The following is a 15,726-nucleotide window of genomic DNA, read 5'->3' as shown; positions in this document are numbered from 1 at the left end:
CCGGTAGCGGCGTAAAAATCGCGGAAGGGATGAAAAAAACAGCGCCTGACGGCGCTGTGTCTGGCATGCCTGCAATCCGGGAAACCGGACCAGGAAAAAACTTGCAGGCCATAACAGTATCTACAGCAGGCATTGCAACTGATTGAATGCTTGAGAATTTGTAGGCCGGATAAGGCGTTTACGCCGCATCCGGCATGACCAACGATCACGTTATCAGTCATTTCAGGCTGGATGGCTCCAGCCTCGCATTAGCAAAGATGAGATTATTTCGCCTGTGGTGCAGTTTTGCTGGTGGATTGAACACGTAAGTGATGCAGCGCGCGTAAGCATTGATCCTGGGTTAGCGGTTGGGCGTTATTCGCCGCTACGGTGCGAACATAGACCTGACATGGCACACCCGCGAGTTTTTTCAGTCGTTGGCTGAAATCAAGCATTCGGCGAGTGATCGCCTCTATTTCTTTACCCGGCGTTGCTTCACGCGTTTTCACCACTGCGCCGCTAAATTGTTCTTTGCCACTTTCATCTTTAAAGCGGTAAAGCACCGCCAGATAATGGTCGAACAGGTTATGTTTCCATTCCGGTTGGGAATAGGTGTCATATTCCAGATTGCCATTTTCCTGGCAGTCAACGTCATATAACGGCAGGAAATCTAACAGTGAGGTAATACGTAATGCCAGTTCACGCATTTCCGCATTATTAATTGCATGAATGATTGCTCGCGCCAGCATTTCAATCTGCAACTCATTGACGACTAACTCACATTTGCTACCGTCATGTAGCGTTAATACGAAGGTAAGATTTTCGCCTTGATTATCGGTAAGTTCCAGCGTGTTAACCCGACGATTAATATCGGCATTTTTAAGCTCATCAACCAGAATTTCTGGGATGTTTTCTGCCATTTTCTTAATGACTTTATCGCGAGCTTGCTCATACTGAAGGCGTGCAGCAGCATCCAGTTTATGCTTTTGATGCATACGACTTTCCAGCGCAATCAGCAGGTCGCGCAGTTCCATGACAGACATAAAGAACAACGATTCTTTATTGCGAGGTTCTTTAATTTTCAGCGCCAGTGCAATGAAATTATTACTCTTGCGAATAACACCGGTATTAACACCCTTGATGCTTATGGCCATGTAGGTTCTCCCTAACCATTTCTCAATTAAATAATTAATTTTAATTTATAAGCCAGATAAATGGGCTTGGTAGTAATAGTTGTTAAAATAACATAAATAGCCGTACTCACTCTATATAAACAGAAAAGAAAGGTTAATTATTGGTGTTGGCTATATAAAGAGTAACAACAGCAATGTATATGAATAATTAAAGGTTATGCAACGGGCAAAGATTAAATTTCCCAGTTTAATGACAGGTTGCTGTACTTGCGTTTGTTGCTCTTGCCGGATGCGGCGTAAACGCCTTATCCGGCCTACAGTTCATTGCAAATCCATTCAATTTCAATGCACAATGTAGGCCTGATAAGCGTAGCGCATCAGGCTAATGTTTAACTTCCCTGTTTAATCAGTTACTGCTGGCGTAGCTGGAGATCCAGCGGCGTTTTGCTGGGTTCGCCGCCGATTTCTCGCGCCAGTTTCGGCACCAGATAACCCGACACCAGTGTCAGCAACTCACGCATAATCTGCCGTGCTTCGTCATCACTCACCATAAAATGCGCCGCGCCCTGTACTTTATCTAGCACATGCAGGTAATACGGCATCACGCCGGCATCGAACAACGCATTACTCAGGTTTGCCAGCGTTTGTGCGTTATCGTTCACACCACGTAACAGAACGCTCTGGTTAAGCAGGGTGACACCGACACGGCGCAATTTAGCCATCGCCTGACGGAACGTTTCATCTACCTCATTGGCATGATTGATGTGATTCACCAGCAAGATTTGCAGCGTAGAACGGGCAAAGCGTTCAACCAGCGCCTCGGTGATACGTGCCGGGATCACAATCGGCAGACGGCTGTGAATCCGCAGACGTTTGATATGCGGGATGGCTTCCAGTTGTGTGAGCAACCAGTCCAGCTCGTGATCTTTCGCCATCAGCGGATCGCCGCCGGAGAAAATCATCTCGTCCAGTTCCGGATGCGCAGCAACATACTCAAGAGCAGTCTGCCAGTTACGCTTGTTGCCCTGATTTTCGGCATAGGGGAAGTGGCGACGGAAGCAATAGCGGCAATTTACCGCGCAGCCGCCTTTGACCAGCAAAAGCGCCCGGTTGTGGTATTTATGCAACAAACCAGGCACTACGCTGTGCTGTTCTTCCAGCGGGTCGGTGGAGAATCCGGACGCGACGACAAACTCATCTTGCGAGGTAAGTACCTGACGCAAAAGAGGATCGTCCGGATTGCCTTTCTCCATGCGATCGATAAATGAGCGGGGCACACGCAGGGCAAACAGCTTTTTGGCGCTGCGTCCGGCCAACAGTTTTTCGTCCGCGTCTATATTCAAAAGACGCAGAAGTTCATCAGGATCGGTCACAACATCGGCAAGTTGCGTTAACCAATCTTCTCTGGATGGGGTATTTAGGGTTACAATATGCGCCATTTTGTGGCTTAGCTACCAATTAACAAATTTCAGAGGGCCTTATGGCAACGTACTATAGCAACGATTTTCGTGCTGGTCTTAAAATCATGTTAGACGGCGAACCTTACGCGGTTGAAGCGAGTGAATTCGTAAAACCGGGTAAAGGCCAGGCATTTGCTCGCGTTAAACTGCGTCGTCTGCTGACCGGTACTCGCGTAGAAAAAACCTTCAAATCTACTGATTCCGCTGAAGGCGCTGATGTTGTCGATATGAACCTGACTTACCTGTACAACGACGGTGAGTTCTGGCACTTCATGAACAACGAAACTTTCGAGCAGCTGTCTGCTGATGCAAAAGCAATTGGCGACAACGCTAAATGGCTGCTGGATCAGGCAGAGTGTATCGTAACTCTGTGGAATGGTCAGCCGATCTCCGTTACTCCGCCGAACTTCGTTGAACTGGAAATCGTTGATACCGATCCGGGCCTGAAAGGTGATACCGCAGGTACTGGCGGCAAACCGGCTACCCTGTCTACTGGCGCTGTGGTTAAAGTTCCGCTGTTCGTACAAATCGGCGAAGTCATCAAAGTGGATACCCGCTCTGGTGAATACGTCTCTCGCGTGAAGTAATGCGGTTGTGGTGCGGCCTGCAGGCTGCACCATCACTTATTCAGGTCAGAGATGATGAAACGCCTTATCGTTCTTGTTTTGCTTGCCAGCACGCTGCTCACGGGCTGTAACACCGCTCGCGGTTTCGGCGAAGACATCAAACATCTCGGCAACTCCATCTCTCGCGCTGCCAGCTAATTTTTCTTCTCTTCCGAAAAATCATCAGATTTCCATCATTTTTGGCGATGTTGTCTATTATTAATTTGCTATAGGCAAACATAAATAACATTACCTAAAAGGAAGACGTTATGGTGAAGAAGACAATTGCAGCGATCTTTTCTGTTCTGGTGCTTTCAACAGTATTAACTGCCTGCAACACCACGCGTGGCGTTGGTGAAGACATTTCTGATGGCGGTAACGCGATTTCTGGTGCAGCAACGAAAGCGCAGCAATAAGCAATAACGGTACGACAGTTATGTCGTGCCGTTTGTTTTTTTGCGATAGTCACAAAGGTAATAGTTGAAATTCCCCTGCCACCTGGCAAAATATCCGTTCAACCATCAGCTTTGCAGGACGACCTGCAAACGCCTCTTTTCACCGGGGACGGCCCCAATTCTCCGGAGCCTGATATGTCCTGGATTATCTTAGTTATTGCTGGTCTGCTGGAAGTGGTATGGGCCGTTGGCCTGAAATATACCCACGGCTTTAGTCGTTTGACGCCAAGTGTTATTACTGTGACGGCGATGATAGTCAGTATGGCGCTACTTGCCTGGGCGATGAAATCGTTACCGGTAGGGACGGCTTATGCCGTGTGGACGGGTATTGGCGCAGTCGGCGCGGCCATCACCGGCATTGTGCTGCTCGGTGAGTCCGCTAACCCGATGCGCCTGGCGAGTCTGGCGTTAATCGTATTGGGGATTATTGGTCTGAAACTCAGCACTCACTAACTACCGGGCTGCTGTACCCAAATAAACTTACTGACATCAAACCCTTCCCGGGTCGCGACTGCCAGCATCTCCTGTTTCACTTCGTCAGAAATGGTTGGCGTGCGGGAGAGTATCCACAGGTAGTCGCGGTCCGGGCCGCAAACCAGCGCATGGCGGTATTCCCGATCGAGTGCAATAACGTTATAACCGCCATAGAAAGGACCAAAGAATGACACTTTCAGCGCAGCGCGAGTTGGTGCGCCGGTAAAGTACGCTTTCCCTTCACTCTGCTGCCACATTCCTCTGTCAGGGTTATAGCCTTTATTAATGACATTCAGGCCGCCGTCATCACGCAGGCTGTATGTTGCGGTGACTTTTTCCAGTCCACGTTCAAAACGGTGATCAAAACGGGCAATCTCATACCAGGTACCGAGATAACGTTTGGCGTCGAAATTATTCACTACTGTTACGCCACGCGGCGGCGTAGGAGAACTGCAGGCAACGACCAGAAATGCAGCTGTCGCTGCGGCAACGAGAGGGAGCAGGCGCATAAATGTTTCCTTACTGGTTTTTTTCTAAGTGTAGATGACAGCAAGGAAAAGCGCAGAAAAGGTCCGAAAATTCGGACCCGATGAAATTTTACTGTAGAGCGTTGAGAATCTGCCAGGCGGCGGCGACTCTCGCTGGATTGGGATAGTTTTTGTTAGCCAGCATCACTATACCCAGCTCTTTTTCTGGAATAAACGCGACATAGCTACCAAATCCGCCGGTTGCCCCTGTTTTATGTACCCATGATGCGCGTACTGCAGGAGTTGGGGGCGTAATCGCTTTTACGGGGTGTGCTGCCAGTGCAATTTTATTGCCACTGCCGTTAATGATGCTGTCAGGATTTACCGGCCAGTCCAGCATTTCCCAGCCCAGGCCCTGATACATATCGCCGGTTTGCCAGTAGCGAGATTGTGCCAGTTGTATCCCTTGCTGAAGTGTTTTGTCGTTGATATCACGGGGATTCATATTGCTTCGTACCCAGCAGGCCATATCTTCAATGGTCGACTTCACACCATAAGTTTCAGCATCTAACGCCCCTGGCGAAACATGAACTGCCTTGCCTTCGCGATATCCCCAGGCGTAATTCTTTTCTTCTGCGGGCGGTACATTAATCCACGTATGGTTGAGTTTGAGTGGCTGGAAGACACGTGTTTGCATCGCCTGCTCAAAACTCAAACCAGACGGCTTCACAGCCAGTGCGCCGAACAAACCGATACTGGAGTTGGCATACAGACGTTGTGTTCCTGGCGCCCATGCAGGCTGCCAGTTTTGATAGAAGCGCAGCAAGTCGCTTGAGGATTTCACCTCATCCGGCACCTGCAATGGCAGGCCGCCAGCAGTGTAGGTTGCGAGATGTAATAGTGTGATCCCATTCCACTGTTTAGCGGTAAGTTCAGGCCAGTATTTTGTTGTGGGATCGCTTAACTTGATTTCCCCTCGAGCAATAGCGTCGCCACCAAGCACGCCCGTAAATGTTTTGCTGACCGAACCTAACTCAAACAACGTTTGCTGTGTGACGGGCTGCTTTTTGGCGATGTCCGCATAGCCCCAGGTAAAGTAATAAGGTTTACCCTGATAAATTACCGCCACCGCCATACCGGGGATCTTTTGTTGCTCTATAAGCGGGGTAATTGTGCGATGCACAATATCGTTGATTTGTTGAGGGGCAGCAAATGTGGAGCAAGAGGCGGTAATTAATAAGGCGCAGAGCGTCGTTTTGAACATAAGGTCTGGTTTCCATACAAAACGGCCCGCCATAGGCGGGCCGGATTTACATTGGCGATACGTTAGATTGTAACGATACCAATCAGCGTGACAACTGTCAGGATAGCAGCCAGACCGTAGAAAACCCATTTGCCCGCAGGCACGTGAATTTTCAGATCGTGCATCGCGTGGTGCATACGGTGTAAACCACACCACAGCGGCAGAACGATCATCAGGAACAGGAATACGCGACCAATGAAGCTCTGCGCGAACGCCAGAACGCGCTCGTAGCTCAGCGCATCACCCGGAAACAGCCCCAGTGGCAGCAGAATACCCACCAGCAGGATCATCACCGGCGCAATAATTGCGCTCCACATACCACCGGCCCCGAAGAGGCCCCAGAATACCGGTTCGTCAGAACGCTTTGGATTTGGATTAATCATCTCAGGCTCCTTACCAGTACAGGGCAACAAACAGGATTACGATGGTGGCAACCACAGTTACCGCCCAGAGACTTTTGATAATTGGCTCTGGTCCCATTTTTTCGTCTTTTACAATGATATTGGCTGCTTTCGGTGCCAGTTCAAACCAGGTTTTGGTATGCAGCAGAGCTGCCGCCAGAGTGATCAGGTTAATGATCACGATAACCGGGTTTTGTAAAAAGTCGACGAATCCCGCCCAGGCTTCCGGGCCATTTTTCAGGGCAAACAGCCCGAAAATCAGTTCAATGCTGAACCACACAGCCGGAACCGCCGTGCCTTCGCGCAGCATGTAAAAGCGATAAAACGGCAATTTTTTCCACCAGGTGGACGTCATTGGCCGTACATACGGTTTACGTTTAGTCGTCATGTTGCACTCCTTAGCGTGGTTTCAGGGTCGCGATAAGAAAGTCTTTCGAACTTTCTACTTTGCCCTGCTGAATGGCCGCAGCCGGATCGACGTGTTTCGGGCAGACTTCGGAGCAATAGCCCACGAAAGTACAGCTCCATACGCCGTTCTGGCTGTTCAACTGCGCCATACGCTCCTTCTTACCGTGGTCGCGGCTATCTTCGTTATAACGATGCGCCAGCGTAATGGCAGCCGGACCGATGAACTCTGGGTTCAGGCCAAACTGCGGGCACGCGGCGTAGCACAGACCACAGTTGATGCAACCGGAGAACTGGTGATACTTTGCCATCTGCGCCGGGGTCTGGATGTTAGTACCCTGATCCGCGGTGCGGGAGTTGCCGATGATGTACGGTTTGATCGCTTCCAGACTTTCGATGAAGTGGGTCATATCGACCACCAGATCGCGTTCAATCGGGAAGTTAGCTAACGCTTCAACCTTCATACCGTCGGTGTAATCACGCAGGAAGGTTTTACATGCCAGTTTTGGCACGTTGTTAACCATCATGCCGCAGGAACCACAAATCGCCATACGGCAGGACCAGCGGTAACTCAGGTCCGGTGCCAGGTTGTCTTTGATGTAGCCCAGCGCATCCAGTAATGAGGTAGTTGCGTCATAAGGCACTTCATAGAATGCGCTATGCGGTGCGGTATCGACTTCCGGGTTATAGCGCACCACCTCAATTTTCAGGTTTTTCATCTCAGCCATTCGCCTTCTCCTTCTTATTGGCTGCTTCCGCCTTATCGGCTGCATCCGCTTCGCCACCGTAAACGCGTTTAGCTGGCGGCAGCGTAGTAATCTTCACGTCGCTGTACTCCAGGCGAGTCGTGCCATCAGCATCGCGGAAGGCGAGGGTGTGTTTGAGGAAGTTGACGTCGTCACGCTCGGTGCAACCTTCGTCCAGACGCTGGTGTGCGCCGCGGGACTCTTTACGTGCCATTGCGGAGTGCGCCATACATTCAGCAACGTTCAGACCGTGGCCCAGTTCAATGGTGTAGAGCAGGTCGGTGTTGAACACGCTGGAGGTGTCGGTGATGCGCACGCGCTTGAAGCGTTCCTGCAGCTCTGCCAGCTTGTCGATGGTTTTCTGCATCAGTTCCGGCGTACGGTAGATACCGCAACCTTCTTCCATAGCCAGACCCATTTCGTCGCGGATCTTCGCCCAGTTTTCGCCGCCATCCTGGTTAACCAGATCTTTCAGACGTTGTTCAACGCCAGCTGCCTGCGCTTCAATTGCCGCTTCGTTGCCATTACCGGCAGTTGCTGCACGCTCTGTCGCTTGTTCACCGGCCAGACGGCCGAAGACCACCAGTTCCGCCAGGGAGTTGGAGCCCAGACGGTTTGCACCGTGCAGACCAACAGAGGAACATTCACCCACGGCGAACAGACCTTTAATGCGGGTTTCACAGTTCTGATCGGTTTCGATACCGCCCATGGTGTAGTGTGCGGTCGGACGTACCGGAATCGGTTCTTTAACCGGATCGACGCCAACGTACGCTTTCGCCAGTTCGCAGATGAACGGCAGACGTTCATGCAGTTTTTTCTCGCCGAGGTGACGCAGGTCGAGATAAACCACATCGCCACGCGGCGTGGAGATGGTGTTGCCTTTACGCCATTCGTGCCAGAAGGCCTGAGAAACTTTGTCGCGTGGACCCAGTTCCATATATTTGTTTTTCGGCTCGCCCAGCGGAGTTTCCGGGCCCATGCCGTAATCTTGCAGATAACGGTAGCCATTTTTGTTGACCAGAATACCGCCTTCACCGCGGCAGCCTTCGGTCATCAGGATACCGGAACCTGGCAGACCGGTTGGGTGATACTGAACGAATTCCATGTCACGCAGCGGAACGCCGTGGCTTAGCGCCATACCCATACCGTCACCGGTAACGATGCCGCCGTTGGTGTTGTAACGATAAACGCGACCCGCACCGCCAGTAGCCATAACGACCGCGTTAGCACGGATCTGCACCAGCGTGCCTTCCATCATGTTCATTGCTACCAGGCCGCGAACATGACCATCATCAACCAGAATATCCAGCACGAAATGTTCGTCAAAACGCTGGATCTGCGGGAATTGCAGAGAGGTCTGGAACAGCGTGTGCAGCATATGGAAGCCGGTCTTATCGGCGGCGAACCAGGTGCGCTCGATTTTCATGCCGCCGAAGCGACGTACGTTGACGCTACCATCCGGGCGACGGCTCCATGGGCACCCCCACAGTTCCAGTTGGGTCATTTCGGTTGGGCAGTGGTGGACGAAATAATCCACGACATCCTGCTCACACAACCAGTCGCCACCCGCTACTGTATCGTGAAAGTGATATTCGAAGCTGTCATGATCCTGCGCGACAGCGGCGGAGCCCCCTTCTGCAGCAACGGTATGGCTACGCATCGGGTATACTTTTGAGATTAGTGCGATTTTTGCATTTGGATTTGCCTGCGCGGCAGCAATTGCAGCACGTAATCCCGCGCCACCGGCGCCTACAATGGCAAGATCGGCTTGAAAGGTTTGCACGACATTCCTCCAGATTGTTTTTATCCCACAGCCCCGTACTTCAGGGTAAGTGCCTGAAAGTTACGGTCTGCGAACGCTATTCCACTGCTCCTTTATAGGTACAACAGTATAGTCTGATGGATAAGTCTGAAATTTGACGAGATCGATTTTTTTAGTGCGCAAGAGGGCTAAATTATCACTGAAGATGATTAATTTAATTACTAAACCATCAGATCGTGCTTTTTTTAGTCACTGCCCACCGCTGTTTGATTCCTGCGTAAAATTTGTCTCGCCGTCGCGTTGCGAGTAGACTTCGTGCCCTTGTCAAAAACTGGAGATTTAACTATGAGCGAAACGGCATCCTGGCAGCCGAGCGCATCCATTCCTAACTTATTAAAACGCGCGGCGATTATGGCGGAGATCCGTCGTTTCTTTGCCGATCGTGGAGTGCTGGAGGTGGAGACGCCTTGTATGAGCCAGGCGACGGTAACCGATATTCATTTGGTCCCGTTTGAGACACGTTTCGTTGGCCCCGGGCATTCGCAGGGGATGAATCTCTGGTTAATGACCAGCCCGGAATACCATATGAAACGCCTGCTGGTTGCCGGTTGTGGGCCGGTATTCCAGCTGTGCCGCAGCTTCCGTAATGAAGAGATGGGGCGTTATCACAACCCTGAGTTCACTATGCTGGAGTGGTATCGACCGCACTATGATATGTACCGGTTGATGAACGAGGTGGACGATCTCTTACAACAGGTGCTGGACTGCCCGGCAGCAGAAAGCCTTTCTTATCAACAAGCTTTCTTGCGTTATCTGGAAATTGACCCGCTCTCTGCCGACAAAACGCAACTGCGGGAAGTCGCAGCGAAACTGGATTTGAGCAATGTTGCTGATACCGAAGAAGACCGCGACACGCTGCTACAATTGCTGTTTACCTTTGGCGTAGAGCCAAATATTGGCAAAGAAAAACCGACCTTTGTGTACCACTTTCCAGCCAGCCAGGCATCACTGGCGCAAATCAGTACCGAAGATCATCGGGTCGCTGAACGCTTTGAGGTTTATTATAAAGGTATTGAGCTGGCGAATGGTTTCCATGAATTGACGGATGCCCGTGAGCAGCAACAACGCTTTGAACAAGATAACCGTAAGCGCGCGGCGCGCGGTTTGCCGCAGCACCCCATTGACCAGAATCTGATTGAAGCCTTGAAAGTCGGTATGCCTGACTGTTCCGGCGTGGCATTAGGTGTTGATCGTCTGGTGATGTTGGCGCTGGGCGCGGAGACACTGGCTGAAGTCATCGCCTTTAGCGTTGACCGGGCATAATTCTGAAAAATTACTGAATTAACAGCGAAGAATGGCGTGATAAGCGCCATTCTGTAGCATATGTTTTCATTTTTCCGTTAAAGGCCACAATTTAAGACTGGATATTTGATATCATCCAGGTATCAATTCTGTATTGGTTTTTACGCTGCCCGCTCAATGTTGGGCAGTGCAGTTCAGTGGGCGCGTTTTATACACGCGCTGAAATGAAGGATGGTTTCATGCCTCACACGATAAAAAAGATGAGTCTGATAGGACTCATATTGATGATCTTTACTTCCGTATTTGGATTTGCCAATAGCCCATCGGCTTATTACTTAATGGGTTATAGTGCGATTCCCTTTTATATATTTTCTGCATTGTTATTCTTTATTCCATTCGCCTTAATGATGGCTGAAATGGGAGCTGCCTATCGCAAAGAAGAAGGTGGTATCTATTCCTGGATGAATAATAGTGTCGGACCACGTTTTGCCTTCATTGGTACGTTTATGTGGTTTTCCTCTTATATCATCTGGATGGTGAGTACCTCCGCGAAAGTTTGGGTACCGTTCTCAACATTCCTCTATGGTAGCGACATGACCCAGCACTGGCGTATTGCTGGACTGGAGCCTACGCAGGTGGTTGGTCTGCTGGCAGTGGCATGGATGATTCTGGTCACCGTCGTTGCTTCAAAGGGGATTAATAAAATTGCCCGCATTACTGCGGTGGGCGGTATTGCAGTAATGTGTCTGAATTTAGTATTGCTGTTAGTAAGCATTACTATTTTGTTATTAAATGGTGGGCATTTCGCGCAGGATATTAATTTCCTTGCATCACCGAACCCAGGTTATCAGTCCGGTCTGGCAATGCTATCGTTTGTGGTATTTGCTATTTTTGCCTATGGCGGAATTGAAGCGGTTGGTGGTCTGGTCGATAAAACGGAAAATCCAGAAAAGAACTTTGCCAAAGGTATTGTTTTTGCCGCTATTGTTATTTCAATCGGTTATTCGCTGGCAATATTTTTATGGGGTGTCAGCACAAACTGGCAGCAGGTATTAAGTAATGGTTCCGTTAACCTCGGCAATATTACCTATGTGCTGATGAAGAGCCTCGGGGTGACGCTGGGTAACGCACTGCATTTGTCACCTGAAGCGTCATTGTCGCTGGGTGTATGGTTTGCGCGTATTACCGGACTTTCGATGTTCCTCGCTTATACCGGGGCGTTCTTTACGCTTTGCTATTCACCGCTGAAAGCCATCATCCAGGGGACGCCGAAAGCGTTGTGGCCGGAACCGATGACGCGCCTGAATGCGATGGGGATGCCTTCTATCGCCATGTGGATGCAGTGCGGGTTGGTTACTGTCTTCATCCTGCTGGTTTCGTTTGGTGGCGGTACCGCATCGGCGTTCTTTAACAAGCTGACGCTGATGGCGAACGTGTCTATGACGCTTCCTTACCTGTTCCTCGCGCTGGCTTTCCCGTTCTTTAAAGCACGTCAGGATCTCGACAGACCGTTTGTGATTTTCAAAACGCATTTGTCGGCAATGATTGCGACAGTGGTTGTCGTACTGGTGGTGACATTTGCGAACGTCTTCACCATCATTCAACCTGTGGTTGAAGCCGGAGACTGGGACAGCACATTGTGGATGATTGGCGGCCCTGTCTTCTTCTCGCTGTTAGCGATGGCGATTTACCAGAACTATTGCAGTCGCATGGCGAATAAACCTGAGTTAGCTCTCGACTGATCATATGAAATCCTGCAACTCATCGTCTCTCCGGCGATGAGTTGTCAGGAAGTAATGCGTATGGATGATACTCTCCAGGGCCGGTGATAACTGAAGATGATGTTAAGCTGCTAAATGAGCCACGTTGACATCATTTGGCAGCTTCATGCATTACAAACTTCCCGCCTGACGACCTTTGCCCGCAGAAGTTAATGTTCTCCCCGTTTGCTTACCGTTGAGGCTTTCCAGACGCATCTGGAAGGGCGGGAATGGCATATCGATACCGTGGGCGTGGAAGCCTGCCAGAATCAGCTGGTGGATCTCATGGCGTAGCGGCATACGGTGACCCATCTCAGCGGCGTAAATACGCAGCTCGAAAATCTGAATCCCCTGTTGCAGATCCACCAGGAAGACTTCCGGTGCCGGGTTGTCGATCACCAGCGAGCAGCGACGCGCTGCGGTGAGCAGGATTTCCGTCACTTCTTCGCTATTGGCATCGGCAGGGGCCGGTATCGTCAACACCACGCGCGTGACCGAGTCAGAGAGCGACCAGTTGATAAACTGCTCGGTAATAAACGCCTTGTTCGGCACGATTATCTCTTTACGGTCCCAGTCGCTGATGGTGGTGGCGCGGGTGTTAATTTTCGTCACGCTACCGGTAAGATCGCGGATCGTTACCGTATCGCCAATGCGAATCGGTTTTTCGAACAGGATAATCAGGCCAGAGATAAAGTTGGCGAAAATCTCCTGCAAACCAAAACCGAGACCAACACCGAGCGCGGCAACCAGCCACTGCAATTTCGACCACTCAATACCAATCATCGAGAAGCCGACCAGCCCGCCAATCAGCATCAGCAGATATTTGGTGATGGTGGTGATGGCGTAGCCCGTACCCGGCGTTAAATCCAGGTGCTGCAAAATCGCCAGTTCCAGCAGCGCGGGCAGGTTGCGCACCAGCTGCGTGGTGATGATAAACACCAGAATGGCAATCAGCACCGCACCGAGGGTAATTGGCTCCAGACTTTCTACGCCCTGTACCGTGGAGGTGACATCCCACAGCGAAATATTTTCGAGGAAGCCGAAAGCGGAATGGATTTCTGACCACAGCACAATGACAGAAAGCAGGGCGATCAACATCAAAATTGAGCGCACCAGCCGCAAGGATTGCGCACTGATGGCATCGAGATCGACTTCGCTTTCATCGACTTCAATTGCCCCTTCCGGGCTACTGTGATGATGCGCTTCCTCTTCGCCACGCGCGCGTTGCGCTAACATCTCTGCCCGGCGATGCTTCGCCCGGTCAAACGCCAGCCTGCGACGCTGGATCAGCATCCAGCGGCGGATAACGTGATAAACCACCAGTAGCAGGAACCAGATGGCAACCGAGGTTTCAAGCCTCGCTAACAGTGCCTGCGCCGTTGCCAGATAACCCACCGCTGACGCCAGAATGGCAACCAGTGGTGCGCCAATCATCATGTTCCACAGCATATGGTTGGTAATGTTGTCGCCGCTGCCCTCTTTGTTGAGGTACAGCGGGATCCCGGCCTTTTTCAGGCTGAGGGTGACCACCGCCAGCGCACCGCAAATGAGGATAAAGCAAAGCCGTCCCAGCGAACCGGAGAATTCACGGTCGTCGAGGTTATCGAACATCATCAGCGCCATAATCAGCGGCACAATAAGCCCGATGCTCATCAGGTAGTAGCGCATCCCACGGGAAACACGTTCGCGCGGCCAGCCAAAATGAGCGATAAACAAGCCGTTCGGGCGGGCAAAGGTGGCGCAAATCATCACTACCCACAGCAGCGGCACGGTGGCCGTTACGCCATCGCCAATCGCGACCGCCAGCGGATAAGGCCACGCCTCGCGCAAGCCGTAACCCAGCGTCATCCACAGCACCGGCAGCGGTGACGCGACGAGAATCGACCAGAAAAGAGTGCGCAACGTCAGCCAGAAGTGATCCTGAGTCACTTTGCCGACTTTCGCCGCCGAACGTTCAAGAAAACGGGTGAAATAGCGGCGCGAGTAAATACTGCAACCGACCAGAATCAACGCGCCAAACAGCGGCAAAATCGTCTCTTTGCTGGTCAGCATCATCACGCTGGCTTTACCCAACTGACTGAAGGTGTCCAGCGAGATGAGGCGGCGCAGATCCTGGGCGATTTCCAGCGGCCAGGCGATAGTCATCGGGCGCACGTCAGAGGTCCAGAACAGATAGCGGTGCGTCGCTTCGTTCACCTCTTTCAGCGCATCCTCCAGTTGCCCGTTGGAGACTTTCAGCTTGGTCAGTTCCAGCAGTAGCGTGTCTCCACCCTGCAACAATGAGTTCAGCAACTCACGCTGAGTGCGTAGCTGTGCTTCCAGAATACGGTTTTGCTCGGCGGTCAGCGGCTGACCGTCGGCCTGATGAATTTGCCTTAGCTGCGGCTGTTTATTAAGCAGATCCTCATAACGTAACCGTTGCACACGCAACTGCGCCATTTCGGTATCAAGTTGTTGTGGTTTTGGCATTTCCGGCAGCCGTGCCACCTGCGCCCGCAACGCTTCGCCGAGCAGGTTGGACGAGCCCAGCCATTGCGACTGTTCACGCAGCGTATTCAACGCCTGCCGGACCTGTAACGTCTGGCTGGTGGCCTGGCGCTGTTGCGAGGCAACGAGATCCATCCGCTGCGCCTGTTGATTCAGTGCCGCCGATAGTTCGCGGTTAATTTTGAATTGCGCGACGATATCTTTCGGCAAATCGGCACTGTTTTCTGCCAGTAATTCGGTACTTTCCAGCGCCCGCTCCGCCTCAAGCTGACGTTGGCTATTCAACTGATTACGTAAGGCCTGCAAATACGCATCCAGTTGCTGGCTCTCTTTTTCCGCCAGCTCTGAGCGCAAGCGCGCTAATTCCTGACGGTTATTGGCAGACAGCTGCGCCAGTTCCAGTTCATCAACGAGCGCTTTCAGGCGTGCGGAGTCAGACTGCAACGCGAAATTTTGTGCCTGATTGAGCGGAGTATTGCCGGTAAGCGTTCCCAGGCGGCGCTCGATCTCATTTAACTGACGGCGGGCATCGGTTTGCTGTTGCGGCAGTTGATTCAGTGAATCGGCAATCTCGCGGGCGCGCTCCTGCTCTTGCTGGGCCTGACGGCTCTTATCCAGCAACTGACTGCTGACCTGGAGAATTTCCTGATTCAGCGCATCGGTAGACATTCCCGGCGACACGCTGCGCGGCTCGTCACGCATGTTGTTTAATTGTGCGCGCAGAGTAGCGGAGAGTTTCGGGTAATTATCGATAACTTGCTGATATTGTTTGATGCGCTCAAGGGAACCTTTTCGTTCCTCAAGCGCATTTAAGGCAGACTGGAGTGCCTCTATGACTTCTGGCTGCGCGGGTTTCGCCGCTTTTGCCTGCTCCAGTTCCTGGGTGATTTGTTTGCTATCGGGGGCCGTCGCGGCGTACGCCCCCCAACTGAGGCACCAGGCCATCAGAAAAGTGATAATCAGGCGCACGTCAGCGTTTCCTTTGAT

15 protein-coding genes are annotated in these 15,726 nt (G+C 51.5%); 6 read left to right on the top strand and 9 right to left on the bottom strand.

The window, feature by feature from the left end:
• Positions 1-263: 263 nt before the first annotated feature.
• On the bottom strand, positions 264-1,133 hold the full coding sequence (locus ACJHXA_RS12900) for a YjeJ family protein (RefSeq protein ID WP_001008073.1): 870 nt from the start codon (positions 1,131-1,133) through the stop codon (positions 264-266).
• A gap of 389 nt (positions 1,134-1,522) precedes the next feature.
• Positions 1,523-2,551, bottom strand: coding sequence for an EF-P beta-lysylation protein EpmB (epmB, locus tag ACJHXA_RS12895; RefSeq protein WP_000940530.1), 1,029 nt, complete (start codon positions 2,549-2,551; stop codon positions 1,523-1,525).
• Between the two features lie 41 nt (positions 2,552-2,592).
• Between epmB and efp the strand changes: the two genes are divergently transcribed.
• The 4 genes from efp (at position 2,593) to sugE (ending at position 4,085) form a co-directional block, all read left to right on the top strand.
• The gene (gene efp, locus ACJHXA_RS12890; RefSeq protein ID WP_000257278.1) at positions 2,593-3,159 is read left to right on the top strand and encodes an elongation factor P; all 567 of its coding nucleotides are present in this window, start codon (positions 2,593-2,595) and stop codon (positions 3,157-3,159) included.
• 51 nt (positions 3,160-3,210) lie between these two features.
• Positions 3,211-3,336 carry a lipoprotein antitoxin entericidin A gene (gene ecnA, locus ACJHXA_RS12885; RefSeq protein ID WP_000977757.1) on the top strand — a complete coding sequence of 42 codons (126 nt, stop codon included), beginning with the start codon at positions 3,211-3,213 and terminating at the stop codon, positions 3,334-3,336.
• A gap of 110 nt (positions 3,337-3,446) precedes the next feature.
• Positions 3,447-3,593: a lipoprotein toxin entericidin B gene (ecnB, locus tag ACJHXA_RS12880; RefSeq protein WP_000239596.1), complete on the top strand. Its 147-nt coding sequence runs from the start codon at positions 3,447-3,449 to the stop codon at positions 3,591-3,593.
• A gap of 174 nt (positions 3,594-3,767) precedes the next feature.
• Entirely contained in the window at positions 3,768-4,085 is a 318-nt protein-coding gene (gene sugE / locus ACJHXA_RS12875) for a quaternary ammonium compound efflux SMR transporter SugE (RefSeq protein WP_000118482.1), read from the top strand.
• Here the strand turns inward: sugE and blc are convergent.
• The 6 genes from blc to frdA form a co-directional block, all read right to left on the bottom strand.
• A complete protein-coding gene (blc, locus tag ACJHXA_RS12870; protein WP_001238378.1) occupies positions 4,082-4,615 on the bottom strand; it encodes a lipocalin Blc in 534 nt (177 codons plus the stop codon). The two genes, sugE and blc, sit on opposite strands and share 4 nt — an antisense overlap.
• Before the next feature lie 88 nt (positions 4,616-4,703).
• Positions 4,704-5,837, bottom strand: a complete 1,134-nt coding sequence (locus ACJHXA_RS12865; protein ID WP_001299193.1) for a BlaEC family class C beta-lactamase — start codon at positions 5,835-5,837, stop codon at positions 4,704-4,706.
• A gap of 62 nt (positions 5,838-5,899) precedes the next feature.
• Positions 5,900-6,259 carry a fumarate reductase subunit FrdD gene (frdD, locus tag ACJHXA_RS12860; RefSeq protein ID WP_001299198.1) on the bottom strand — a complete coding sequence of 120 codons (360 nt, stop codon included), beginning with the start codon at positions 6,257-6,259 and terminating at the stop codon, positions 5,900-5,902.
• Between the two features lie 10 nt (positions 6,260-6,269).
• A complete protein-coding gene (gene frdC, locus ACJHXA_RS12855; RefSeq protein WP_000208757.1) occupies positions 6,270-6,665 on the bottom strand; it encodes a fumarate reductase subunit FrdC in 396 nt (131 codons plus the stop codon).
• Positions 6,666-6,675: 10 nt separating this feature from the next.
• Positions 6,676-7,410 (bottom strand): fumarate reductase iron-sulfur protein, encoded by a 735-nt coding sequence (frdB, locus tag ACJHXA_RS12850; RefSeq protein WP_000829498.1) that lies wholly within the window; start codon positions 7,408-7,410, stop codon positions 6,676-6,678.
• Positions 7,403-9,211 (bottom strand): fumarate reductase (quinol) flavoprotein subunit, encoded by a 1,809-nt coding sequence (gene frdA / locus ACJHXA_RS12845; protein ID WP_001192973.1) that lies wholly within the window; start codon positions 9,209-9,211, stop codon positions 7,403-7,405. Before frdA ends, frdB begins: the two co-directional genes overlap by 8 nt.
• 324 nt (positions 9,212-9,535) lie before the next feature.
• On the opposite strand from frdA, the gene epmA reads away from it, so the two are divergent.
• Together epmA and yjeM are read left to right on the top strand one after the other, a co-directional pair.
• Positions 9,536-10,513 (top strand): elongation factor P--(R)-beta-lysine ligase, encoded by a 978-nt coding sequence (epmA, locus tag ACJHXA_RS12840; protein ID WP_000004771.1) that lies wholly within the window; start codon positions 9,536-9,538, stop codon positions 10,511-10,513.
• Positions 10,514-10,731: 218 nt separating this feature from the next.
• Positions 10,732-12,234, top strand: coding sequence for a glutamate/gamma-aminobutyrate family transporter YjeM (gene yjeM / locus ACJHXA_RS12835; protein ID WP_001307536.1), 1,503 nt, complete (start codon positions 10,732-10,734; stop codon positions 12,232-12,234).
• Positions 12,235-12,384: 150 nt separating this feature from the next.
• Here the strand turns inward: yjeM and mscM are convergent, their stop codons facing one another.
• Positions 12,385-15,708 carry a miniconductance mechanosensitive channel MscM gene (mscM, locus tag ACJHXA_RS12830; protein ID WP_001236817.1) on the bottom strand — a complete coding sequence of 1,108 codons (3,324 nt, stop codon included), beginning with the start codon at positions 15,706-15,708 and terminating at the stop codon, positions 12,385-12,387.
• Between the last annotated feature and the right edge of the window lie 18 nt (positions 15,709-15,726).

Source organism: Escherichia sp. WS33, from assembly GCF_046486385.1.
GTDB lineage: Bacteria > Pseudomonadota > Gammaproteobacteria > Enterobacterales > Enterobacteriaceae > ECMA0423.
The sequence above is the reverse complement of the archived record's forward strand: the minus strand, read 5'-3'. Positions and strand labels throughout refer to the sequence as shown.

Bases quoted from the DNA above. Each gene is read 5' to 3' on its own strand.
- ACJHXA_RS12900 (WP_001008073.1), bottom strand. From the start codon at position 1,133: ATGGCCATAAGCATCAAGGGTGTTAATACCGGTGTTATTCGCAAGAGT.
- epmB (WP_000940530.1), bottom strand. From the start codon at position 2,551: ATGGCGCATATTGTAACCCTAAATACCCCATCCAGAGAAGATTGGTTA.
- efp (WP_000257278.1), top strand. From the start codon at position 2,593: ATGGCAACGTACTATAGCAACGATTTTCGTGCTGGTCTTAAAATCATG.
- ecnA (WP_000977757.1), top strand. From the start codon at position 3,211: ATGATGAAACGCCTTATCGTTCTTGTTTTGCTTGCCAGCACGCTGCTC.
- ecnB (WP_000239596.1), top strand. From the start codon at position 3,447: ATGGTGAAGAAGACAATTGCAGCGATCTTTTCTGTTCTGGTGCTTTCA.
- sugE (WP_000118482.1), top strand. From the start codon at position 3,768: ATGTCCTGGATTATCTTAGTTATTGCTGGTCTGCTGGAAGTGGTATGG.
- blc (WP_001238378.1), bottom strand. From the start codon at position 4,615: ATGCGCCTGCTCCCTCTCGTTGCCGCAGCGACAGCTGCATTTCTGGTC.
- ACJHXA_RS12865 (WP_001299193.1), bottom strand. From the start codon at position 5,837: ATGTTCAAAACGACGCTCTGCGCCTTATTAATTACCGCCTCTTGCTCC.
- frdD (WP_001299198.1), bottom strand. From the start codon at position 6,259: ATGATTAATCCAAATCCAAAGCGTTCTGACGAACCGGTATTCTGGGGC.
- frdC (WP_000208757.1), bottom strand. From the start codon at position 6,665: ATGACGACTAAACGTAAACCGTATGTACGGCCAATGACGTCCACCTGG.
- frdB (WP_000829498.1), bottom strand. From the start codon at position 7,410: ATGGCTGAGATGAAAAACCTGAAAATTGAGGTGGTGCGCTATAACCCG.
- epmA (WP_000004771.1), top strand. From the start codon at position 9,536: ATGAGCGAAACGGCATCCTGGCAGCCGAGCGCATCCATTCCTAACTTA.
- yjeM (WP_001307536.1), top strand. From the start codon at position 10,732: ATGCCTCACACGATAAAAAAGATGAGTCTGATAGGACTCATATTGATG.